Origin of the sequence: Pseudomonas sp. NPDC089752 (assembly GCF_044748725.1) — a bacterium.
Classification (GTDB): Bacteria; Pseudomonadota; Gammaproteobacteria; order Pseudomonadales; family Pseudomonadaceae; genus Aquipseudomonas.
The window spans coordinates 108,490-131,601 of sequence record NZ_JBIVGP010000014.1 but is presented as its reverse complement, the minus strand read 5'-3'; the positions used below and the strand labels follow the sequence as shown (position 1 = coordinate 131,601).

At 62.1% G+C, this 23,112-nt stretch carries 20 protein-coding genes and 1 pseudogene; 9 read left to right on the top strand and 12 right to left on the bottom strand.

Going from position 1 to position 23,112, the window contains the following annotated elements:
- The 9 genes and pseudogenes from ACIPZF_RS21785 to rpsB all read right to left on the bottom strand — a co-directional run.
- Positions 1 to 183 (bottom strand): annotated as a pseudogene (locus ACIPZF_RS21785) (outer membrane assembly protein); the annotation flags it as partial.
- Positions 184 to 254: 71 nt separating this feature from the next.
- Positions 255 to 1,607, bottom strand: a complete 1,353-nt coding sequence (rseP, locus tag ACIPZF_RS21780) for an RIP metalloprotease RseP (RefSeq protein ID WP_400803066.1) — start codon at positions 1,605 to 1,607, stop codon at positions 255 to 257.
- A 61-nt stretch (positions 1,608 to 1,668) separates the two neighbouring features.
- Positions 1,669 to 2,859, bottom strand: coding sequence for a 1-deoxy-D-xylulose-5-phosphate reductoisomerase (ispC, locus tag ACIPZF_RS21775; RefSeq protein ID WP_400803065.1), 1,191 nt, complete (start codon positions 2,857 to 2,859; stop codon positions 1,669 to 1,671).
- Positions 2,856 to 3,671, bottom strand: a complete 816-nt coding sequence (locus tag ACIPZF_RS21770) for a phosphatidate cytidylyltransferase (protein ID WP_400803062.1) — start codon at positions 3,669 to 3,671, stop codon at positions 2,856 to 2,858. Before ACIPZF_RS21770 ends, ispC begins: the two co-directional genes overlap by 4 nt.
- Entirely contained in the window at positions 3,671 to 4,426 is a 756-nt protein-coding gene (gene uppS / locus ACIPZF_RS21765) for a polyprenyl diphosphate synthase (protein WP_400803059.1), read from the bottom strand. Before uppS ends, ACIPZF_RS21770 begins: the two co-directional genes overlap by 1 nt.
- A gap of 15 nt (positions 4,427 to 4,441) precedes the next feature.
- Entirely contained in the window at positions 4,442 to 4,999 is a 558-nt protein-coding gene (frr, locus tag ACIPZF_RS21760; RefSeq protein WP_400803056.1) for a ribosome recycling factor, read from the bottom strand.
- Positions 4,996 to 5,739: a UMP kinase gene (gene pyrH / locus ACIPZF_RS21755; protein WP_200140814.1), complete on the bottom strand. Its 744-nt coding sequence runs from the start codon at positions 5,737 to 5,739 to the stop codon at positions 4,996 to 4,998. Before pyrH ends, frr begins: the two co-directional genes overlap by 4 nt.
- Positions 5,740 to 5,916: 177 nt before the next feature.
- Positions 5,917 to 6,780 (bottom strand): translation elongation factor Ts, encoded by an 864-nt coding sequence (gene tsf / locus ACIPZF_RS21750; RefSeq protein ID WP_008094914.1) that lies wholly within the window; start codon positions 6,778 to 6,780, stop codon positions 5,917 to 5,919.
- 185 nt (positions 6,781 to 6,965) lie between these two features.
- Positions 6,966 to 7,703 carry a 30S ribosomal protein S2 gene (rpsB, locus tag ACIPZF_RS21745; RefSeq protein WP_027595792.1) on the bottom strand — a complete coding sequence of 246 codons (738 nt, stop codon included), beginning with the start codon at positions 7,701 to 7,703 and terminating at the stop codon, positions 6,966 to 6,968.
- 344 nt (positions 7,704 to 8,047) lie between these two features.
- Here rpsB and map point away from each other — a divergent pair, with 344 nt between their 5' ends.
- The 4 genes from map (at position 8,048) to ACIPZF_RS21725 (ending at position 13,097) form a co-directional block, all read left to right on the top strand.
- Entirely contained in the window at positions 8,048 to 8,830 is a 783-nt protein-coding gene (gene map / locus ACIPZF_RS21740; RefSeq protein ID WP_400803052.1) for a type I methionyl aminopeptidase, read from the top strand.
- Positions 8,831 to 8,866: 36 nt separating this feature from the next.
- The gene (locus tag ACIPZF_RS21735) at positions 8,867 to 11,569 is read left to right on the top strand and encodes a [protein-PII] uridylyltransferase (RefSeq protein ID WP_400803049.1); all 2,703 of its coding nucleotides are present in this window, start codon (positions 8,867 to 8,869) and stop codon (positions 11,567 to 11,569) included.
- A 30-nt stretch (positions 11,570 to 11,599) separates the two neighbouring features.
- On the top strand, positions 11,600 to 12,793 hold the full coding sequence (gene dapC / locus ACIPZF_RS21730) for a succinyldiaminopimelate transaminase (RefSeq protein WP_400803047.1): 1,194 nt from the start codon (positions 11,600 to 11,602) through the stop codon (positions 12,791 to 12,793).
- A gap of 73 nt (positions 12,794 to 12,866) precedes the next feature.
- Entirely contained in the window at positions 12,867 to 13,097 is a 231-nt protein-coding gene (locus ACIPZF_RS21725) for an EF-hand domain-containing protein (protein WP_400803044.1), read from the top strand.
- 38 nt (positions 13,098 to 13,135) lie between these two features.
- Here the strand turns inward: ACIPZF_RS21725 and ACIPZF_RS21720 are convergent, their stop codons facing one another.
- Together ACIPZF_RS21720 and ACIPZF_RS21715 are read right to left on the bottom strand one after the other, a co-directional pair.
- A complete protein-coding gene (locus tag ACIPZF_RS21720) occupies positions 13,136 to 14,782 on the bottom strand; it encodes a Na+/H+ antiporter (protein WP_400803043.1) in 1,647 nt (548 codons plus the stop codon).
- Positions 14,783 to 15,018: 236 nt separating this feature from the next.
- Complete coding sequence (locus ACIPZF_RS21715) at positions 15,019 to 15,984, bottom strand: FkbM family methyltransferase (protein WP_400803040.1); 966 nt, start codon at positions 15,982 to 15,984, stop codon at positions 15,019 to 15,021.
- A 226-nt stretch (positions 15,985 to 16,210) separates the two neighbouring features.
- On the opposite strand from ACIPZF_RS21715, the gene ACIPZF_RS21710 reads away from it, so the two are divergent.
- The 4 genes from ACIPZF_RS21710 to ACIPZF_RS21695 all read left to right on the top strand — a co-directional run bounded on the left by ACIPZF_RS21710 (position 16,211) and on the right by ACIPZF_RS21695 (position 19,319).
- Positions 16,211 to 16,558 carry an ArsC family reductase gene (locus ACIPZF_RS21710; RefSeq protein WP_400803037.1) on the top strand — a complete coding sequence of 116 codons (348 nt, stop codon included), beginning with the start codon at positions 16,211 to 16,213 and terminating at the stop codon, positions 16,556 to 16,558.
- Between the two features lie 31 nt (positions 16,559 to 16,589).
- The gene (gene dapD, locus ACIPZF_RS21705) at positions 16,590 to 17,624 is read left to right on the top strand and encodes a 2,3,4,5-tetrahydropyridine-2,6-dicarboxylate N-succinyltransferase (protein ID WP_400803035.1); all 1,035 of its coding nucleotides are present in this window, start codon (positions 16,590 to 16,592) and stop codon (positions 17,622 to 17,624) included.
- An 82-nt stretch (positions 17,625 to 17,706) separates the two neighbouring features.
- Positions 17,707 to 18,912, top strand: a complete 1,206-nt coding sequence (locus tag ACIPZF_RS21700) for a cysteine desulfurase (RefSeq protein ID WP_400803032.1) — start codon at positions 17,707 to 17,709, stop codon at positions 18,910 to 18,912.
- Positions 18,909 to 19,319 (top strand): SufE family protein, encoded by a 411-nt coding sequence (locus ACIPZF_RS21695; RefSeq protein WP_400803030.1) that lies wholly within the window; start codon positions 18,909 to 18,911, stop codon positions 19,317 to 19,319. Before ACIPZF_RS21700 ends, ACIPZF_RS21695 begins: the two co-directional genes overlap by 4 nt.
- Positions 19,320 to 19,441: 122 nt before the next feature.
- Here the strand turns inward: ACIPZF_RS21695 and tcdA are convergent, their stop codons facing one another.
- A complete protein-coding gene (gene tcdA, locus ACIPZF_RS21690) occupies positions 19,442 to 20,251 on the bottom strand; it encodes a tRNA cyclic N6-threonylcarbamoyladenosine(37) synthase TcdA (protein WP_400803027.1) in 810 nt (269 codons plus the stop codon).
- 118 nt (positions 20,252 to 20,369) lie between these two features.
- Here tcdA and ACIPZF_RS21685 point away from each other — a divergent pair, with 118 nt between their 5' ends.
- A complete protein-coding gene (locus tag ACIPZF_RS21685) occupies positions 20,370 to 22,961 on the top strand; it encodes a glycosyltransferase (protein WP_400803025.1) in 2,592 nt (863 codons plus the stop codon).
- The last annotated feature ends 151 nt before the right edge of the window (positions 22,962 to 23,112 follow it).

The window sequence follows — 23,112 nt, the reverse complement described above, 5'->3', positions numbered from 1 at the left end:
CGAATCCACCAGGCGCCGGTCATCGGCCTGATCGCCCACGTTCAGGGGCAAGGCGCCGAACACGCTGCCGGCGGATACCCGCTGCAGGCCGTTGACACGAATATCGGAGATGGTGAAGGACTCGGCGTGAACTTCAGCGATCATCAGTGCGGAGAGGACCGCAGTTAGCAGCAGACGTTTCATGAAGTCCTTTTATTCCAACTGGCAATAAACAACCTGCCGCGAAAAGGCAGCAGGTTCGCAATGCGAAGCTTTTATAGTCGACCCAGATCGTTGATCAGGGCGAGCAACATCACCCCTACGACCAAACTGATACCGATCTGGACCCCCCAACCTTGCACCCGATCAGACAGCGGACGACCGCGCGCCCACTCGACCAGGTAAAACAGCAAATGCCCCCCATCCAGTACTGGAATGGGCAGCAGATTAAGAACCCCCAGGCTTATGCTCAGGTAGGCGAGGAAGTTCAGGAAGTCCCCCACGCCGGACTGGGCCGAAGCGCCCGCCACTTTAGCAATGGTTATCGGTCCGCTCAAGTTTTTTACCGAGAGCTCACCGAACAGCATTTTCTTCAGCGATTCGAGGGTCAGGACACTCATGTTCCAAGTGCGCGAAAGCCCCTCTCCTACCGCCTCGAGCGGCCCGTAACTGACCTCGCGAAGCATGCTGGCGGGCCATTCGGCGCCTTTCACACCAGCCCCCAGGTAGCCACCGGCGGCCTTGCCCTCACCCTTGCGGGCGAGGGTGACCGGCACATCCAAGGCTGCGCCATCGCGCTCGACGCGAACCACGACCTTGGCTTCGGGGCGGGCACGCACCCGGTCGACGACCTGTTGCCAGTCGCTGAGTGCAACGCCATCGAAAGCCAGCAGCTTGTCACCGGACTTCAACCCGGCAGCGGCGGCCGGCCCCTTTGGATCGATCTCGGCCAGCACCGGCTCGACTGCCGGGCGCCAAGGGCGCAAGCCGAGCGACTGAATCGGGTCCGGCTCGTCCGCACCTTTCAGCCAACTGTCCAGCTTGACCTGCAACTGACGCTCGGCAGTCGCACCCTCGTCGCGCACGCCTACCTGCAGCGTTCCACTTTCACCCAGACGACGCACCAACTGCAGATTGACCGCCGACCAACCGTTGGTCGGCTTGCCATCGATGGATACAATTTCCTGGCCGGCAACCAGGCCAGCCGAAGCTGCCAGGCTTCCCGACTCGACCGCACCGATCACTGGGCGGACCTGCTGGCTACCCAGCATGGCCAGAATCCAGAAGAACACGATGGCCAGCAGGAAGTTGGCAATCGGCCCGGCGGCGACGATGGCGATGCGCTGACGCACCGATTTGCGATTGAACGACTGCTCGATCAGCGCAGGCGGCACTTCGCCCTCACGCTCATCGAGCATCTTGACATAGCCGCCCAGGGGGATCGCTGCCACCACGAATTCGGTGCCGTGGCGATCATGCCAACGCAAGAGCCCCGGGCCGAAGCCTACGGAAAAGCGCAGCACCTTGACGCCGCAACGCCGGGCCACCCAGAAGTGGCCGAATTCGTGGAAAGTCACCAGTACACCCAGGGCCACCAGGGTGCCGATAATCATGTACAGCGCAGTCATGTCTTTCTCCGAATGACGCTCAGCGGAACGACGTTTCGTACAAACTCAGGCGCAACGGCGATCAACGGCCGTGCCGCCTCAGCCACTCGCGGGACAACTCCCGGGCGCGCTGGTCAGCGGCAAATACCGCATCGAGCGAAGGCACAGGAACCACGGGCTCCTGCTCGAGTACCTGTTCGATCATACCCGCGATCTCCGGGAAGCGGATACGCCGCTCAAGAAATGCCTCGACCGCGACCTCGTTGGCGGCGTTGAGCACCGCTGGTGCGCTGTTGCCGGCTTCGGCAGCCTGTCGAGCCAGGCGCAGGCAAGGGAAGCGCTGTTCGTCGGGCGCCTGGAAGTCCAGGCGAGCGATTGCGAACAGGTCCAACGGCGCGACCCCGGAATCGATTCGCTCAGGCCAGGCCAGGGCATTGGCAATGGGCGTGCGCATATCCGGGTTGCCCAATTGGGCCAGCACCGAACCGTCGACGTAGTCTACCAGCGAGTGGATCACGCTCTGCGGATGCACCACCACCTCGACCTTGGCCGGCGCCGCATCGAACAGCCAGCAAGCCTCGATCAGCTCCAGGCCCTTGTTCATCATGCTCGCCGAGTCCACTGAAATCTTTCGACCCATGGACCAGTTCGGATGGGCACAGGCCTGTTCAGGCGTGACATCGGCAAGCGCTGCTTGCGGCGTTTCGCGGAACGGGCCACCTGATGCGGTCAGCAGGATGCGCCTTACGCCAACTTGGCTCAGGCCTCGCTCATAGTCGCCAGGCAGGCATTGGAAAATCGCGTTGTGCTCGCTGTCGATCGGCAGCAGCACGGCACCACTGCGTCGCACGGCCTCCATGAACAGCGCGCCAGACATCACCAGCGCTTCCTTGTTGGCCAACAGTACTTTCTTGCCCGCCTCGACAGCGGCCAAGGTCGGACGCAGGCCCGCGGCACCAACGATGGCGGCCATGACGGCATCCACTTCAGGAGCGGACGCGACCTCACAGAGCCCCGCCTCACCTTCCAGCACCTCAGTGGCGCAGCCGGCGCTGGCCAAGCCTGCACGCAAGCGCACGGCCGCTTCGCCATTGGGTACCACGGCATAGGCCGGGCGATGCAGCACGCACAGGGCCAGCAGCTGGTCGATACGCGAGTAACCGCTCAACGCGAACACCTGATAGCGCTCGGGATGGCGGGCGATCACGTCCAGCGTGCTGAGGCCGATCGAGCCGGTTGCGCCCAATACGGTGATGCGCTGCAACGCACTCACATCACACCCCATTCGGCAGCCCACAACAGCACGGCGAAGATCGGGATGGCTGCGGTGAGGCTGTCGATGCGGTCGAGCACCCCGCCATGGCCCGGCAGCAGGTTGCTGCTGTCCTTGATACCGGAACGGCGCTTGAACATGCTCTCGGTCAGGTCACCGATCACCGACGACATGACCACCAGCGCGGCGCCCACCAGCCCCAGCAGAATCTGGCCGATACCCCAATCGCGGCTGATGCCGACCACCAGGGTGATCACCAGGCTGACCGCCAGGCCGCCGTACACACCTTCCCAGCTCTTGCCCGGACTGACCTGCGGCGCCAGCTTGCGCTTGCCAAAGGCACGACCAGAGAAGTAAGCGCCAATATCGGCAGCCCACACCAGCACCATGACCGAGAGAATCAGCCAGTTGCCCAAAGGCCAGTGCTTGAGCAGCACCAGGCCTTGCCAGGCCGGCAGCAGGATCAGCAGGCCGATCAGCAGGCGACAGGCGGCGCTGGCCCATAGCTCGCTACTGCGCGGATAGGTCAGCACCAGCCAGGTCGCCAGCCCCCACCAGATCACCGAAGCACCGAGCACCCATGGGGCCAGATCAGGCATCAGGTAGAGCAGCATCAGCGCCCCAGCGACCACAGCGGCGTAGGCGATGCGCAGCGGCTGGGCCATCAACCCGGCCAGACGCGCCCACTCCCAGGCACCGAGGGTGACCACGAAGCCGATGAACAGGGCGAAATCTCCACCATTGAGGAGAAAGAAGCCACCCAGCGCGATCGGCAGCAGGATCAGCGCGGTAATGATGCGTTGTTTAAGCATTAAGCACGAGCTCCAGCCTCGACCTGCTCGCTGGTCTTACCGAAGCGGCGCTGGCGCGAAGCGAAATCGGCCAGGGCATTGCGCATGGCCTCGTGTTTGAAGTCCGGCCAGTAAAGGTCGGAGAAGTACAGTTCGGCGTAGGCCAGTTGCCACAACAGGAAGTTGCTGATGCGGTGCTCGCCACCGGTGCGGATGCACAGGTCAGGCAACGGCAGCTCGCCGGTGGCCAGACAGGTCTGCAGCAGGCCTGGCGTGATGTCGTCGGGGCGCAAGTGGCCGGCCTGGACTTCACGTGCCAAGCGCTGCGCAGCCTGGGCGATATCCCACTGACCACCGTAATTGGCGGCGATCTGCAGAATGAAGCGATTGTTGCCAGCCGTCAGCGCCTCGGCTTCGCGCATGGCGGCCTGCAGCTCCGGGTGGAAACGCGAACGATCGCCAATGATGCGCAGGCTGATGTTGTTCTCATCGAGGCGCTTGGCCTCGCGGCGCAAGGCCGAGAAGAACAGCTCCATCAACGCACCGACCTCTTCGGCCGGGCGCTGCCAGTTTTCACTGGAGAAGGCGAACAGGGTCAGTACCTCGACCCCGGACTGGGCACAGACTTCAATCACCGCACGCACGGCATCGACGCCGGCCTTGTGCCCGGCAACGCCGGGCAGCAGGCGCTTCTTCGCCCAGCGATTATTGCCATCCATGATGATCGCGACGTGACGCGGCACCGAAGACGGTGCCGCCAGCTTGGTCTTTTCCATTAAAAAACCTCGGCCTTAGACGGCCAACAGGTCCTTTTCCTTGGCTTTGTACGCAGCGTCGATTTCGGCGACGAACTTGTCGGTCAGCTTCTGGATTTCGTCAGCGGCGCGACGCTCCTCGTCTTCGCTGATTTCCTTGTCCTTGGTCAGCTTTTTAAGGTCTGCCAGGGCGTCACGACGCACGTTGCGCACGGCAACCTTGGCATCCTCGGCAACGGCGCTGGCCTGCTTGGTGTAACCCTTGCGGGTTTCTTCGGTCAGGGCCGGCATCGGAACGCGAATGGTGGTGCCGGCGCTGGATGGGTTCAGACCCAGATCGGACGTCAGGATCGCCTTCTCGATGGCTGCGCTCAGGTTCTTGTCGTGGGCGACGATTTTCAGGGTACGCGCATCTTCGACGGTGATTGCGGCCACCTGGTTGAGCGGCATGTCGCTACCCCAGGCCGGGACCTTGACGCTGTCCAGGATGCTCGGGTGAGCACGACCGGTGCGAATGGCTGCCAGATGGCGGCCCAGGGCCTCGATGGATTTACCCATGCGTTCCTGGGTATCTTTCTTGATGTCGTTGATCATTTCTGAACTTCCTCGATCAGAGTTCCTTCCGCGCCGCCATGCACGATGTTGAGCAGGGCGCCGGGCTTGTTCATGTTGAAGACGCGCAGCGGCATCTTGTGGTCGCGGCACAGGCAAATTGCCGTCAGGTCCATCACGCCCAGCTTGCGATCCAGCACTTCATCGTATGACAGATGATCGAACTTCTCGGCATGCGGGTCCTTGAATGGATCTGCAGTGTATACACCATCGACCTTGGTTGCTTTCAATACTACGTCGGCATCGATTTCGATGGCGCGCAGGCAAGCGGCGGAATCGGTGGTGAAGAACGGGTTGCCGGTACCGGCAGCGAAGATTACGACTTCCTTGGCGTTCAGGTGACGCATGGCTTTGCGACGATCATAGTGATCGGTCACACCCACCATGGAAATCGCCGACATGACGATGGCAGTGATGTTCGCCCGCTCCAGCGCATCGCGCATTGCCAGGGCGTTCATCACGGTAGCCAGCATGCCCATGTGGTCGCCAGTGACGCGGTCCATGCCGGCTGCACTGAGCGCCGCACCACGGAACAGGTTGCCACCACCGATCACCAAGCCTACCTGAACACCGATGCCGACCAGCTGACCGACTTCCAATGCCATGCGATCCAGGACCTTGGGGTCGATCCCGAACTCTTCCGAGCCCATCAGGGCCTCGCCGCTTAGTTTGAGTAGAATGCGTTTATAGCGAGCCTGATGACCACTGCCCTGCTGAGCCATTGCGAATCTCTCCTGCGGCGTTTGTAAAATTCTGGCGGGCTTCTTGAGCCTGCGTGTAACTCTAACGTGACGCAGCGACTGCGTCAGCGAACAACGGCCTTGAAAACCGCTCCCGCTTTGACAAAGAGGCTGCGCGCGTGAGCGGGCAGCCTCTTTGGGGCGACAGACGAGGCTGTCTTACTGCTTGGCGGCAGCTACCTGAGCGGCAACTTCAGCAGCGAAGTCGTCGACCGGCTTCTCGATGCCTTCGCCTACTTTGAAGTAGGTGAAGGAAACGATTTCAGCACCGGCTTTCTTGGCCAGCTCGCCGACTTTGACTTCTGGGTTCATGACGAAGGCTTGCTCTTTCAGCGAGGCTTCGGCTTTGAACTTGGTGATACGGCCGTTGATCATGTTCTCAACGATGTTTTCTGGCTTGCCAGCGATCTTGTCGGCGTTGAGCTGCAGGAAGACGTTCTTCTCACGCTCGATGGCTTCGGCGGAGATTTCCGATGCATCCAGGAACTCTGGGTTCGACGCTGCAACGTGCATGGCGATGTTCTTGGCCAGCTCGACGTCGCCGCCTTTCAGGACAACAACGGCACCGATCTTGTTACCGTGCAGGTAAGCACCGACAACGTCACCCTCAACGCGCACCAGGCGACGGATGTTGACGTTTTCGCCGCACTTGGCGACCAAGGCTTCACGAGCGGCTTCACGCGAGGCGATCAGCGGGGCAGCGTCGGTCAGCTTCTGGGCGAAGGCTTCTTCGAGGCTTTCAGCCACGAAGTTCTTGAAGTCGTCTTGCAGGGCCAGGAAGTCGGTCTGCGAGTTCACTTCCAGCAGAACGGCGGATTTACCGTCGGTCTTGACTGCGATAGCGCCTTCAGCAGCGACGTTGCCAGCCTTTTTGGCGGCCTTGATGGCGCCCGAGGCACGCATGTCGTCAATGGCTTTTTCGATGTCGCCGCCGGCCTTTTCCAGGGCCTTCTTGCAATCCATCATGCCTTCGCCAGTACGCTCGCGCAGTTCTTTGACCAGCGCTGCAGTAATTGCTGCCATTTCAAAATCCTCTTGGAAAGTTTTTCAACCATTCCACCCGCTCATCACGGGCGTTCAATTCTGCGAATCCGCTGTGGTTATCTCAGCTGACCCATGATGCGGGGCCGTTGCTGACAGCAGGATTTCAAGGTGGCAAAAAGGGGGCGAAGCCCCCTTTTTGCGTGCCAAGTAGACGCTAGCGCCTATTACTCAGCAGCAGGTGCAGCCGCTTCTTCAGCGTAGACTTCGGTGCCGCCGGCAACGTTGTTGCGGCCGCGGATGATGGCGTCGGCCATCGAAGTCATGTACAGCTCGATGGCGCGGATGGCGTCGTCGTTGCCTGGGATGATGTAATCAACACCTTCCGGGCTGCTGTTGGTATCGACAACGCCGATAACCGGGATGCCCAGCTTGTTGGCTTCGGTGATAGCAATGCGCTCGTGGTCAACGTCGATCACGAACAGGGCATCAGGCAGGCCGCCCATGTCCTTGATACCACCCAGGCTGCGGTCCAGCTTTTCCAGATCGCGCGAACGCATCAGGGCTTCTTTCTTGGTCAGCTTGGCGAAGGTGCCATCTTCGGCCTGGGTTTCCAGGTCGCGCAGACGCTTGATCGAAGCACGGATGGTTTTGTAGTTGGTCAGCATGCCGCCCAACCAGCGGTGGTCAACGTATGGCGAACCGGCACGAGCAGCTTGCTCGGCAACGATCTTGCCGGCGGAACGCTTGGTGCCAACGAACATGATCTTGTTCTTGCCCTGCGCCAGACGCTCTACGAAAGCCAGAGCTTCGTTGAACATTGGCAGGGTTTTTTCCAGGTTGATGATGTGGATCTTGTTACGCGCGCCGAAAATGTACTTGCCCATTTTCGGGTTCCAGTAACGGGTCTGGTGGCCGAAGTGCACACCGGCCTTCAGCATATCGCGCATGTTGACTTGGGACATGATAGTTCCTTGATAAGTCGGGTTGGGCCTCCACGTATCCCAATGACCAACCACGAATCCGAAAATTCGCGGCACCCAGGTCATCGTGTCGACACGTGTGTGGGTTTAAGCTGACGGGGTCGTCCCCGAAAGCGGCGCATTTTATACCACAGACTGCGAACGAACGGAACCCGGTTGAGCACACGTCCGTCAGCGGCTTTTGCAGCACCCTGCCAAACAGGCCAGAATGCCCTCTACAGACTGCAGCATGGCCGCCTTTATCCCGACAGAATGCCGCCCTGCTCTGTTAGAATCCGGCCTTTCCCGTTTGTTCGCGCCGCCTGCGGCGCCGTAGAGAGCCTGTAATGACCGTTACCATCAAGACCGCAGAAGACATCGAGAAGATGCGCATCGCCGGCCGCCTGGCCGCCGAAGTGCTGGAAATGATCGAAGAGCACGTCAAGCCCGGTGTCACCACCGAAGAGCTCGACCGCCTTTGCCACGACTACATCGTCAACGTTCAGCAGGCCATCCCTGCCCCGCTCAATTACAAGGGCTACCCGAAGTCGATCTGCACCTCGATCAACCATGTGGTCTGCCACGGCATCCCCAACGACAAGCCGCTCAAGGACGGTGACACGCTGAACATCGACGTCACCGTGATCAAGGACGGCTACCACGGCGACACCAGCCGCATGTTCCACGTCGGCACCGTGCCAGTATGGGCCGAGCGCCTGTCCCAGATCACTCAGGAATGCATGTACAAGGCCATCGAACTGGTCAAGCCGGGCTGCCGCCTGGGCGACATCGGTGAAGTGATCCAGAAGCATGCAGAAAAGAACGGCTTCTCGGTGGTACGCGAGTTCTGCGGCCACGGCATCGGCAAAGTCTTCCACGAAGAGCCGCAGATCCTGCACTACGGCCGTGCCGGTACCGGCATGGAGCTCAAGGAAGGCATGACCTTCACCATCGAGCCGATGATCAACCAGGGCAAGGCAGACACCAAGGTGCTGGGCGACGGCTGGACCGCCATCACCAAGGACCGCAAGCTCTCGGCCCAGTGGGAGCACACCCTGGTGGTGACCGCGACCGGCTACGAGATCTTCACCCTGCGCAAGGACGACACCATCCCGCGCACCTCGGCCTGATTTCACGCCGAGGCCTCCCAGACAGGAACGCGATGCATGCCCCAGGTGGATCCCGAGCTGTTCGACCCCGGCCAGTTCCAGGCGGAACTGGCCCTCAAGGCGAGCCCAATCCCGGCCTTCAAGAAAGCCATTCGCCAGGCCGGCGAGGTGCTCGACAAGCGTTTTCGCGACGGCCGTGAAATCCGCCGCTTGATCGAAGACCGCGCCTGGCTGGTCGACAATATCCTGCAGCAGGCGTGGAAGCAGTTCGACTGGGGCGACAGCAGCGGCATCGCCCTGGTCGCGTGTGGCGGTTATGGGCGCGGTGAGCTGCACCCGCACTCGGATATCGACCTGCTGATTCTGCTCGGCGCCGCCGAGCACGAGCAGTATCGCGATGCAATCGAACGCTTTCTGACCCTGTTGTGGGACATTGGCCTGGAAGTGGGCCAGAGCGTGCGCACGGTCGACGAATGCGCCGAACAAGCGCGCGACGACCTGACGGTCATAACCAACATGATGGAAAGCCGCACCATCGCCGGCCCCGAAGCCTTGCGCCAGCGCATGCTGGAGGTGATCAGCACCGCCCACATGTGGCCGAGCAAGGAGTTCTTCCTGGCCAAGCGTGCCGAACTCAAGGCTCGCCACCACAAATACAACGACACCGAATACAACCTCGAACCCAATGTCAAAGGTTCGCCCGGCGGCCTGCGCGACATCCAGACGGTGCTCTGGGTGGCCCGTCGTCAGTACGGCACCTTGAACCTGCATGCCCTCGCCGGCGAAGGCTTTTTACTGGAAAGCGAGAACGAGCTGTTGGCGTCCTCCCAGGACTTCCTGTGGAAGGTACGCTACGCCCTGCACATGCTCGCCGGCCGCGCCGAAGACCGCCTGCTGTTCGACCACCAGCGCAGCATCGCCGCGTTGCTGGGCTACAGCGACGAAAACCCCAAGCGCGCCATCGAACAGTTCATGCAGCAGTACTACCGGGTGGTGATGAGCATCAGCCAGCTGTGCGACCTGATCATCCAGCACTTCGAAGAAGTGATCCTCGCCGACGACGACAGCGGCACCACCCAGCCGCTGAACGCGCGCTTCCGCCTGCATGACGGCTATATCGAAGCAGTCAGCCCGAATGTGTTCAAGCGCACGCCATTCGCCATGCTGGAAATCTTCGTGCTGATGGCCCAGCACCCGGAGATCAAGGGCGTGCGTGCCGACACCGTGCGCCTGTTGCGCGAACACCGGCACCTGATCGACGACACCTTCCGCAACGATATCCGCAACACCAGCCTGTTCATCGAGCTGTTCAAGTGCGAGATCGGCATCCACCGCAACCTGCGGCGGATGAACCGCTATGGCATCCTCGGCCGCTACCTGCCGGAGTTTGGGCTGATCGTCGGACAAATGCAGCACGACCTGTTCCACATCTATACGGTCGATGCGCATACCCTCAACCTGATCAAGCACCTGCGCAAGTTGCAGTACACGCCGGTGTCCGAGAAATTCCCGCTGGCCAGCAAGCTCATGGGCCGCCTGCCCAAACCTGAGCTGATCTACCTGGCCGGGCTGTACCACGACATCGGCAAGGGCCGCCAGGGCGACCACTCCGAGCTCGGCGCGGTAGACGCGCAGCGGTTCTGCGAACGGCACCAGCTGCCGGCCTGGGACAGCCGCCTGATCGTCTGGCTGGTGCTCAACCACCTGGTGATGTCGACCACCGCCCAGCGCAAGGACCTCTCCGACCCGCAGGTGATCAATGACTTCGCCCTGCACGTGGGCGACGAGACGCGCCTGGACTACCTCTACGTGCTGACCGTGGCCGACATCAACGCCACCAACCCCAGCCTGTGGAACTCCTGGCGCGCCAGCCTGCTGCGCCAGCTCTACACCGAAACCAAGCGCGCCTTGCGCCGTGGTTTGGAAAACCCGCTGGACCGCGAAGAGCAGATCCGCCAGACCCAGAGCGCGGCGCTGGATATCCTGATACGCGAGGGCACCGACCCAGACGATGTCGAGCAGCTCTGGTCGCAGTTGGGCGACGACTATTTCCTCAAGCACACCGCTGCCGACGTGGCCTGGCACAGCGATGCGATCCTCCAGCAGCCGGCCGATGGCGGGCCGCTGGTGCTGATCAAGGAAACCACCTCGCGCGAATTCGAAGGCGGCACGCAGATTTTCATCTACGCACCCGACCAACACGATTTCTTCGCGGTGACCGTGGCGGCCATGTCGCAGCTCAACCTGAACATTCATGACGCGCGGATCATCACCTCGAGCAGCCAGTTCACCCTCGACACCTACATCGTGCTCGACAACGACGGCGGCTCGATTGGCGACAACCCGCAGCGGGTCAAGCAGATTCGCGACGGCCTGACCGAAGCGCTGCGCAACCCCGAGGACTACCCGACCATCATCCAGCGTCGGGTGCCGCGCCAGCTCAAGCACTTCGATTTCCCGCCACAGGTGACCATCCTCAACGATGCTCAGCGCCCGGTAACCATCCTCGAAATCACCGCGCCAGACCGGCCGGGCCTGCTGGCGCGGCTCGGGCGGATTTTCCTGGAGTTCGACCTGTCGCTGCAGAACGCCAAGATCGCCACCCTCGGCGAGCGGGTGGAGGACGTGTTCTTCATCACCGATGCCAACAACCAGCCGCTGTCCGACCCGCAACTGTGCAGTCGCCTGCAGGAAGCCATCGTGCAGCAGCTGCAGGCCGGCCAGGCCAGCGACGCCAGCCCCACCCGCGTGACCTTTTAACGATTAGACGATTGACGAGACCTTGCGCCGATGAACCATGCCTTGACCCAGCTGCAGCCCTACCCGTTCGAGAAACTCCGCGCCCTGCTGGGCAGCGTGACGCCTGCGGCGGACAAGCGCGCCATCGCCTTGTCGATTGGCGAGCCGAAGCACGAGTCGCCGGCGTTTGTCGCCCAGGCCATGGCCGACAACCTCGACAAGCTGGCGGTCTACCCGAGCACTATCGGCCTGCCGGCCCTGCGCCAGGCCATCGGTCAGTGGTGTGAACGTCGCTTTGGCGTGCCCGCTGGCTGGCTGGATGCCGACCGCCATATCCTGCCGGTCAACGGCACCCGCGAAGCGCTGTTCGCCTTCACCCAGGCTGTGGTCAACCGCGCCGACGACGGCCTGGTGGTCAGCCCCAACCCGTTCTACCAGATCTACGAAGGCGCTGCCCTGCTCGCCGGTGCCACGCCGCATTACCTGCCGTGCCTGGAAGACAATGGCTTCAACCCTGACTTCGATGCCGTGCCAGCTGACGTCTGGCAGCGTTGCCAGATCCTCTTCCTGTGCTCACCCGGCAACCCCACCGGCGCGCTGGTGCCGATGGACACGCTGAAAAATCTGATCGCCCTGGCCGATGAACACGATTTCGTGATCGCCGCCGACGAGTGCTACAGCGAGCTGTATTTCGATGAAGAAGCGCCACCACCAGGCCTGCTGAGCGCCTGCGCCGAGCTTGGCCGTAACGACTTCAAGCGTTGCGTGGTGTTCCACAGCCTGTCCAAGCGCTCCAACCTGCCAGGCCTGCGCTCGGGCTTCGTCGCCGGTGACGCCGCGATCATCAAGCCGTTCCTGCTGTACCGCACCTACCACGGCTGCGCCATGCCGGTGCAGACCCAGCTGGCCAGCATCGCCGCCTGGCAGGACGAAGCGCATGTGCGCGAGAACCGCGACCAGTACCGCGCCAAGTACGACGCCGTGCTGGATATCCTGCAGCCGGTAATGGATGTGCAACGGCCGGACGGCAGCTTCTACCTGTGGGCCAAGGTCCCGGGCGATGATGCCACGTTCACCCGCGATCTGTTCGAAGCCCAGCATGTGACGGTGGTGCCGGGTTCGTACCTGTCGCGTGAAGTGGAAGGTGTCAACCCAGGTGCAGGCCGCGTGCGCATGGCACTGGTGGCGCCATTGGCCGAATGCATCGAGGCGGCGGAACGAATCCGCAATTTCCTGCTGTCTTGAGGAAAAACCTGACCTGCAGGGCGCCTGCTACCGGGCACATTGGGTATTCCCGAAACGGTAGAAGGCAAACGCCATGAAACAGCCCAACCAGGACCTGTGCGACAAGGCCAGGAGCACCTTGCTGGAGCTCGACGCCAACGGCGACGGCAAGGTCTCGGTCGAAGAGTTCAAGCTCGCCTGGCTCGACGTCTACAGCGAAGAAGAGTTCGACGAGATCATCAAGCAAGTGAACCTCGATAACGACGGGTTCATCAGCGTGAATGAGTTTTTCATCCGCATCGACAGCACCCCGCCTTGCGAATGAACCCAGCGCAGGCTGCGGCCCATCCGGGTCGCAGCCCTTTACCTGACCTGCCCCAGATTCGCCTCGCTCAAATCCAGCTCGCCAAGCACCTGCCGCACCACCTCATCGCCCACCCGATGCTGGCGATGCAGGTTGTACAGTTCCAGCCGTTGGGCGCGCAAAGCCCGCAGACGCAAGCGCCGCTCCAGCAAATCCATCTGCTCGGCCAGAGCCCGCGCTTCAGCGGTGTCGTCATAGGCACTCAGCTCATCTCGATATTCAGCCATCAACCGCGCCTTCAACTCGGTGGCCAACGTCGCCTGGGCCGCATCCTGCGGCGCGCTGGCATCGATCACTTCCTCCGCCTCCAGCGCATGGATGGCCGCCTCGGCAGTCCGCCGCCAGGCTTCCTGAACCTCCTGACGCAGCCGCTCGTCCGGGCTCTTGACAATGCCCCGCAACAAGAAAGGCAGGGCGATGCAGGCACTGATCAATGACAGCAGAATGACCCCGGCAGCGATGAAAATCAGCAAGTCACGCTCGGGAAACGCCTGGCCTGCACCGATCACCAAGGGTACCGACATGACGCCCGCCAAGGTCACCGCCCCGCGCACGCCGCCCAGCGTCAGCAGCCAACAGGAGCGCGCGGTCGGCATCAACACCAGCGCCGGCTTGCCGCGCCAGCGCCGGACAACGCCGACGGCGCGCCAGATGCTCTGCACCCAGATGAACCGCAGCGCGATCAGTGCAGCGAAAATCGCCAGCACGTCCAGGCAGCGCCAAGCCAAGGTTGGCCAGAGCGTCGCCTCGTGGCTGACCACCGCCTTGATGATGTCTGGCAGTTGCAAGCCCAACAACAAGAAAATCAGGCCGTTGAACGCGAACTCCAGCAGCGACCAGACACTGCGGTTCAATAAGCGGGTACTGGTCTGGCGGGGCAGCAAATCGAGCCAGCTTTGCATCATGCCGGCAGCCACTGCCGAGAGGATGCCCGACACCCCCAGGCGCTCTGCCAGCACATAGGCGGCGAATGGCAACAGCAGCATGAACACCACATGGGTGGCCGGGTCATCCCAGCCGCGGGCGATCATCCAGCTACGCAGGCGGCCGATCAGCCAGCTCAGGGCAACCCCCACCGCCAGGCCCCCGAGGGCGACCAGAACGAAGCTGAAACTGGCATCGGCCAGGGAAAACACCCCGGTGATCGCCGCAGCCAGGGCGAACTTGAACGTCACCAGACCCGAAGCATCGTTCATCAACGCCTCGCCTTGCAGCATATGCATCAGCGGGGTCGGCAGGCGATCTTGAGCAATCGCCGAGACCGCCACAGCGTCGGTCGGCGACAACACGGCGGCGAGCGCGAACGCCACAGCGAGAGGGATACTCGGCAACAGCCAGTGGATGAAGTAACCGGCACCGACCACGGTGAACAGCACCAGGCCCACAGCCAAGGCGACTACCGGACCGCGAATGCGCCACAGTTCGCGTTTGGGGATACGCCAGCCATCGGCAAACAGCAATGGCGGCAGGAACAGAAAGAGGAACAGTTCAGGGTCCAGGGCCACGTGAAGGCCCAGGGTCGGCCAGGCCAGCAGCGCACCGGCGGCGATTTGTACCAGTGGCAATGGCAGCGGCACCACTCGCCCGACAAGTTTCGACACGCTTACCAAGGTCAGCAAGATAAGGACGGTGTAGGCGGACTGCATCCGTGAAGGCTTCCTGTGTAAATCAAAATCGACAGCGGGCGATGACATCGCAATTGAAACAACATGTTAGCGGGGAAGGGCGACCTGGGGCTCCTGCACGATAGTCGCGGGCAACATGCGAATATGTAACACAATGATACCGCCATAGGGGGCATAAGAGGGCGCGAGCGCAAACAAGTCAGGCTTGACCAAACCCGGCATTGCACGGCAATCAACCGGGTAAGGCGCAGGTTGTTTCAAACTGTGGCAGCCACCTCGGAATCCTGGGCAAGCATGGCTGCAGGTGACACAAGCCCCAGTTCGGCGTCGGTCATGTTTGTCAGGTACCGATCAGGGTAGATAGCGTGAATCGTGCGAAGTCCTAGTTTCTCGACTTCTACCATGACCTGATCCGCGTGCTGGTCGAAAACCTCAACCTGCAGCACCACTTTGTTGTTCAGAACGGTTTGCCTCATCCCGCGCAACACCTGCGCCTCATGCCCCTCCACATCGAGTTTCATCAGAATGTGACGCCCTGTATGGCTAATGACCGCGTCGATCGGGATCGCGTCGACCTCATAACCTTCAAAAGCTTCGTCCCAGCCGATAACGCTCGCGCCCGCGCGGTTCCCTTCAGGGTGTGTGGTGCTGTCACGAAACCTCAAAACGGCGCGCGCCTCAGAAACGGCATTATTGATCGCGGTGATCCTGCCACCCGCCTTGTTCAGAAACATGTTTGCTTGAAGTTGCGAGAAATTATGCCGATCCGCCTCGAATGCAAACTGCTCGGCAAAAACCCCAGACTTCATGGCAAGGAACGAATACAACCCCCAGTACGAACCAATATCCAGAAACAGCGGCTTGTCGAATTTGCGAAACAGCTCCGTCAGCTGCGCGATATAGGCCAGCTGATCAGCCTCCCAGGTACCCGACTCGATCACGCAGCGATCCACGAGCGAGGAGTTGTCGAGCAAGAGGCTCAGGCCCAGCCGGTCATGCAAAGCGATATCGCGCACAGGCAACTCAACGGGCGGGGTGGCAGACCGTGCCATCTCGGAAATTGCGCCCTGAACACCAACGAGCGCATTCTCAACACCAACCATTCCTTCGCGGATAGCATCCCGCTGCAAGGTTTGAAAGTTCACTACCGCATGGTTGATATTGAGCAGCGCTGTGTAGGCGCGGGTCAATTGACGAAACGGGGTGATATCGGTGATTGGCATGCGTCTCTCTCGAAGTCATTTTCGTTTTATGGATCGACGGCCATTGAGCTTAGCCCACGCTTTGCGGATGCGCACAGCGTCTGCCCGGGGCACCGTTTGGCCCCTGTGGCCGAAGGGAACGGCAACAGCCGTGGCGCTGGCGGGAACGATGTCGCATAATCCAGCGATTCATTTTGGGGAGATAGCGGAAGAGGTTTTGGAAAAAACGCCTATTCCTATAAATTCAATGACCTACACCATTTATGGCATCAAAGCCTGCGACACCATGAAAAAGGCGCGGACCTGGCTCGAAGACAAAGCCATCGCCTACGAATTCCACGACTACAAGACCCAAGGCATCGACCGTGACAGCCTGAACCGCTGGTGCGACGAACACGGCTGGGAAGTCATCCTCAACCGTGCCGGCACCACGTTCCGCAAGCTCGACGACGCCAGCAAAGCCGACCTCGACCAGGCCAAAGCCGTCGAACTGATGCTGGCCCAACCGTCGATGATCAAGCGCCCGGTGCTCGACCTTGGCGCCCGCACCCTGGTCGGCTTCAAGCAAGACCTGTACGCCGCCGCGCTGGCCTGAGCCCCTACCCTATTTCGCACGAGGTAATCACATGTCCAATACCCTGTTCAGCCTGGCCTTCGGTGTCGGCTCCCAGAACCGCCAGGGCACCTGGCTGGAAGTGTTCTACGCACAACCGCTGCTCAAGCCGAGCGCCGAGCTGGTCGCCGCCGTTGCGCCGATCCTCGGCTATGAAGGCGGCAACCAGGCGATCAGCTTCAGCAACGGCCAAGCCGCGCAACTGGCCGAAGCCCTGAAAGGCGTCGATGCCGCCCAAGCCGCCCTGCTGACCCGCCTGGCCGAAAGCCACAAGCCGCTGGTTGCCACCCTGCTGGCCGAAGACTCTGCCCTGAGCTCGACGCCAGAGGCCTACCTCAAGCTGCACCTGCTGTCGCACCGCCTGGTCAAGCCGCATGGCCTGAGCCTGGCCGGTATCTTCCCGCTGCTGCCGAACGTCGCCTGGACCAACCAGGGCGCGGTCGACCTGGCCGAGCTGGCCGAGCTGCAATTGGAAGCGCGCCTGAAGGGCGAGCTGCTGGAAGTGTTCTCGGTGGACAAGTTCCCGAAGATGACCGACTACGTGGTCCCAGCCGGCGTGCGCATCGCCGACACCGCCCGTGTGCGTCTGGGCGCCTACATCGGCGAAGGCACCACCATCATGCACGAAGGCTTCGTCAACTTTAACGCCGGCACCGAAGGCCCTGGCATGATCGAAGGCCGCGTTTCGGCGGGCGTGTTCGTCGGCAAGGGCTCGGACCTGGGTGGCGGTTGCTCGACCATGGGCACCCTGTCCGGCGGCGGCAACATCGTCATCAAGGTCGGCGAAGGCTGCCTGATCGGTGCCAACGCCGGTATCGGCATTCCGCTGGGCGACCGCAACACCGTCGAAGCCGGCCTGTACATCACCGCTGGCACCAAGGTGAACCTGCTCGACGAGCACAACGAGCTGGTGAAAGTGGTCAAGGCCCGTGACCTGGCCGGCCAGACCGACCTGCTGTTCCGCCGCAACTCGCTGAACGGTGCCGTCGAGTGCAAGACGCACAAATCGGCGATCGAGCTGAACGAGGCGCTGCACGCCCACAACTGAGAACTCCCCGCGGGTTCGAAGTGTTAAGATCGGGTCTGGCGCACTCACGCCAGACCCGATTTTCATTCCAGGCCCCGTGATCATGTTCCAGCCCTCCCCCTGGCGTGCCGACTTCCCCGCCATCGCCGCCCTGCAACGGCAGCACCAGACCTACCTGGACAGCGCCGCCACCACCCAGAAGCCCCAGGCTCTGATCGATGCCCTGAGCCACTACTACGGCCACGGTGCGGCCAACGTGCACCGTGCACAGCACTTGCCCGGCGCGATGGCGACCCAGGCGTTCGAAACCAGCCGCGACAAGGTTGCTGCCTGGCTCAATGCCGCGCAATCGCAGCAGATCATCTTCACCCACGGCGCTACCTCGGCGCTGAACCTGCTGGCCTACGGCCTGGAACATCGCTTCGAGGCCGGGGACGAAATTGCTGTCAGCGCTCTGGAGCACCACGCCAACCTGCTGCCCTGGCAGCAACTGGCACAGCGGCGCAATTTGCGCCTGGTGGTGCTGCCGGTGAACGCACTTGGCAGCATCGACCTCAACGCCGCCCTGCAACTGATTGGCCCTCGCACAAGGGTGCTGGCGGTCAGCCAGTTGTCCAACGTGCTCGGCACCTGGCAACCCCTGCCGGCCTTGCTGGCCCATGCCCGCGCCCAGGGCGCACTGACTGTGGTCGATGGCGCCCAAGGGGTTGTGCACGGCCGCCACGATGTGCAGCAGTTGGGTTGTGACTTTTACGTGTTCTCCAGCCACAAGCTGTACGGCCCGGAAGGGGTCGGCGTACTTTATGGTCGACCTCAGGCGCTGGCGCTGCTGCGCCATTGGCAGTTCGGCGGTGAGATGGTGCAACTGGCTGACTATCAGAGCGCCAGCTTCCGCCCCGCCCCGCTGGGATTCGAGGCGGGCACACCACCGATCGCCGGGATCATCGGCCTGGGGGCGACCCTCGATTATCTGGCCAGCCTCGATGCGTTGGCAGTCGAAAACCACGAATCCAGCCTGCATCAGCACCTGCTGCGCGGGCTGGCTGACCGTGAAGGCGTGCGGGTGCTGGGCACACCGCAGGCGGCCCTGGCCAGTTTCGTCATCGAGGGCGTGCACAACGCCGATATCGCTCATCTGCTGACCGAGCAAGGCATCGCCGTGCGTGCCGGCCATCACTGCGCCATGCCGTTGCTCAAAGGGCTTGGGTTGGAGGGCGCTATTCGGGTGTCGCTGGGGCTGTACAATGACAGCGACGACCTGCAGCGCTTCTTTGACGCTCTCGATCAAGGTCTGGAGTTGCTGCGGTGAGCCTGTCCCTCCTCGCCCAGGAAGCGCTGGAGCATTTCGAGCAGGCCCGCGGCTGGGAACAGCGTGCGCGGCTGCTGATGCAGATGGGTGATCGTCTGGAACCGCTGAGCGATGCGGAAAAGTCCGAAAGCAATCGCGTTCACGGCTGTGAAAGCCTGGTGTGGCTGGTGGCTGAGCAGCGCGAGGGGCAATGGCGGTTCAAGGCCGGCAGCGATGCGCGGTTGTTGCGTGGGCTGTTGGCGTTGTTGTTGGTGCGGGTGCAAGGGCTCGACAGCAAGCAACTGGCACAGCTGGATGTGCGGGAGTGGTTTACCCGGCTGGGGCTGGAGCGGCAATTGTCGCCATCGCGCAGCAATGGGCTGCATGCGGTGTTGCAGCGGATGGCGGAGCTGGTTTCAGTCAGTTGAATAGGTGGTGAATGCTTCGCGGGGCAAGCCCGCTCCCACAGGCACCTCGCTACTTTCCGGTTTGGCAGGGTCTGTGTGGGAGCGGGCTTGCCCCGCGAAGGGCTCACCGCTGATCCCACGCCTTACTCAGGCTTGACCCGCTCCGACGGCCGCCGTGCGCCGGCCACCAGTTTTTCGATCGCCTTGCTGGCCGCCACCATGCCAAAGGTCGCGGTGACCATCATCACCGCGCCAAAGCCCCCCGAACAATCCAGGCGCACGCCCTCACCGACGAAGCTCTTCTGCAGGCACACGCTGCCATCACCCTTGGGGTAGCGCAGCTGTTCGCTGGAGAACACGCACGGCACGCCATAATTGCGGCTGACGTTACGGGAGAAGTTGTAATCACGGCGCAAGGTCGAGCGCACGCGTGACGCCAGCGGGTCGTTGAAGGTCTTGTTGAGGTCGCCGACCTGGATCTGCGTCGGGTCGATCTGCCCCCCAGCGCCGCCGGTGGTCACCACGGCAATCTTGCGGCGCTTGCACCAGGCGATCAGCGCGGCCTTGGCCATCACGCTGTCGATACAGTCGATCACTGCATCCATCTGTTCGGTGATGTACTCGGCCATGGTCTCGCGGGTGACGAAATCGGCCACGGCATGCACCGTGCACGCGGGGTTGATCGCCCGCAAGCGCTCGGCCATCACCTCGACTTTCGGCCGCCCTACCTGGCCTTCCAGCGCATGGGCCTGGCGATTGGTGTTGCTGACACAGACGTCATCCAGATCGAACAGGGTAATCTCGCCCACGCCACTGCGTGCCAGTGCCTCGGCCGCCCACGAGCCGACCCCGCCGATGCCGACGACCGCCACATGGGCCTGGCTCAGGCGCTGCAGCCCCTGGTCGCCATAGAGCCGGGCGACGCCGGCGAAGCGTGGATCTTCTGTGCTCATGCTCATACCTCAAAAAACCGGCACGCATTATAGGCCAGTGGGCGCACGGCCTCCATCGTTAGGAAAGAGACTACGAACCCTGCTTTAATGTCCTATCGCTATTCAGATTTGGACGACCATGTCTTCACGAAAATTCGGCTTGAACCTGGTAGTGGTTCTGGCCATCGCCGCGTTGTTCACCGGGTTCTGGGCGCTGGTCAATCGCCCGGTGTCCGCCCCCGCCTGGCCCGAGCAGATATCGGGGTTTTCCTATTCGCCGTTCCGTCTGGGCGAGAGCCCGCAGAAAGGCCAGTACCCCAGTGATGACGAGATGCGCCAGGACCTGGAGCAGTTGAGCAAACTGACCGACAGCGTGCGTATCTACACCGTGGAGGGCACTCAGGCGAACATTCCGCGCCTTGCTGAAGAGTTTGGCTTGCGGGTGACGCTGGGCATCTGGATCAGCCCGGACCTGGAGCGCAACGAGCGGGAAATCGCTACGGCCATCCAGCTGGCCAATACCTCGCGCAGCGTGGTGCGAGTAGTGGTCGGCAACGAGGCATTGTTCCGTGAAGAGGTCACCCCCGAGAACCTGATCAAGTACCTCGACCGGGTACGCGCAGCGGTCAAGGTGCCGGTCACTACCAGTGAGCAATGGCACATCTGGAAAGAAAATCCGGAAATTGGCCAGCATGTCGACCTGATTGCCGCGCACATCCTGCCCTATTGGGAATTCGTGCCAATGAAGGATTCGGTCGAATTCGTGCTCGACCGCGCGCGGGAACTCAAGCAGCAGTTCCCGCGTAAACCGCTGTTGCTTTCGGAAGTCGGCTGGCCGAGCAATGGCCGCATGCGCGGTGGCGCCGACGCCACCCAGGCCGACCAGGCCATCTACCTGCGGACTTTGGTCAACACCCTCAACCGGCGCGGCTACAACTATTTCGTCATCGAAGCTTATGACCAGCCCTGGAAGGCCAGTGACGAAGGCTCGGTAGGCGCCTACTGGGGCGTGTACAACGCCGAGCGCCAGCAAAAATTCAATTTCGAAGGCCCCGTGGTGGCAATTCCGCAGTGGCGCGCCCTGGCGGTGGCCTCTGTGGTGCTGGCGGTGGTTGCGCTGATGGTGCTGTTCATCGACGGCTCGGCCCTGCGCCAGCGCGGGCGTACGTTCCTGACCTTCATTACCTTCCTGTGCGGGTCGGTACTGGTGTGGATCGCCTACGACTACAGCCAGCAATACAGCACCTGGTTCAGCCTGACCGTGGGCGTATTGCTGGCGCTCGGTGCACTCGGGGTATTCATCGTGCTGCTCACCGAAGCCCACGAGCTGGCCGAGGCCGTGTGGATACACAAGCGCCGCCGGGAGTTCCTGCCAGTGCAAGGCGACAGCGCCTACCGCCCCAAGGTCTCGGTGCATGTACCGTGCTACAACGAACCGCCGGAAATGGTCAAACAGACCCTCGACGCACTCGCCGCGCTGGACTATCCCGATTACGAAGTGCTGGTGATCGACAACAACACCAAGGACCCGGCCGTGTGGGAGCCGCTCAAGGCCCACTGCGAGAAACTCGGCGAACGCTTCAAGTTTTTCCACGTCGCGCCGCTCGCCGGCTTCAAGGGCGGGGCACTGAACTACCTGCTGCCGCACACCGCCAAGGATGCCGAAGTGATCGCAGTGATCGACTCGGACTACTGCGTCGACCGCAACTGGCTCAAGCACATGGTGCCGCACTTCGCCGACCCGAAAATCGCCGTGGTGCAGTCGCCCCAGGACTACCGCGACCAACACGAAAGCGCCTTCAAGAAGCTCTGCTATAGCGAGTACAAGGGCTTCTTCCATATCGGCATGGTCACCCGCAACGACCGTGACGCGATCATCCAGCACGGCACCATGACCATGACCCGACGCAGCGTGCTGCAAGAGCTGGGCTGGGCCGAGTGGTGCATCTGCGAAGATGCCGAGCTGGGCTTGCGCGTGTTCGAGAAAGGCCTGTCGGCCGCCTACGCCCACAACAGCTATGGCAAGGGCCTGATGCCCGACACCTTCATCGACTTCAAGAAGCAGCGTTTCCGCTGGGCGTACGGCGCCATCCAGATCATCAAGCACCACGCCGCCGCTCTGCTGCGCGGCAAGGGCAGCGAGCTGACCCGTGGCCAGCGCTATCACTTCCTGGCCGGCTGGCTGCCGTGGGTCGCCGATGGCATGAACATTTTCTTCACCGTCGGCGCACTGCTGTGGTCGGCGGCGATGATCATCGTGCCGCACCGGGTCGACCCGCCGCTGATGATCTTCGCCATCCCGCCGCTCGCGCTGTTCTTCTTCAAGGTCGGCAAGATCATCTTCCTCTACCGCCGGGCGGTGGGGGTCAACCTCAAGGATGCCTTCGCTGCTGCGTTGGCGGGGCTGGCGCTGTCGCACACCATCGCCAAGGCGGTGCTGTACGGGTTCTTCACCAGCAGCATGCCGTTTTTCCGCACACCGAAGAATGCAGACAGCCACGGGTTGCTGGTGGCGATTTCCGAAGCACGGGAAGAGTTGTTCATCATGCTGCTGCTGTGGGGCGCTGCGGCCGGCATCTACCTGGTGCAAGGGCTGCCGAGCTCGGACATGCGCTTCTGGGTGGTCATGCTGCTGGTGCAGTCGCTGCCGTACCTGGCGGCATTGGTGATGGCGTTTCTGTCTTCACTGCCCAAGCCGGTGGAGAAAGCTGCAGAGCCGCAACAGGCTTGAACTAGTCGGGGCCGCTGTGCGGCCCATTCGCGGGGCAAGCCCGCTCCCACAGATTTGCACCAGTTTCAAGCACTGTGGTGTCTCTGTGGGAGCGGGCTAGCCCCGCGAAGAGGCCCGTGAACACTGTCACCGTTTGATATAAGATAACGCC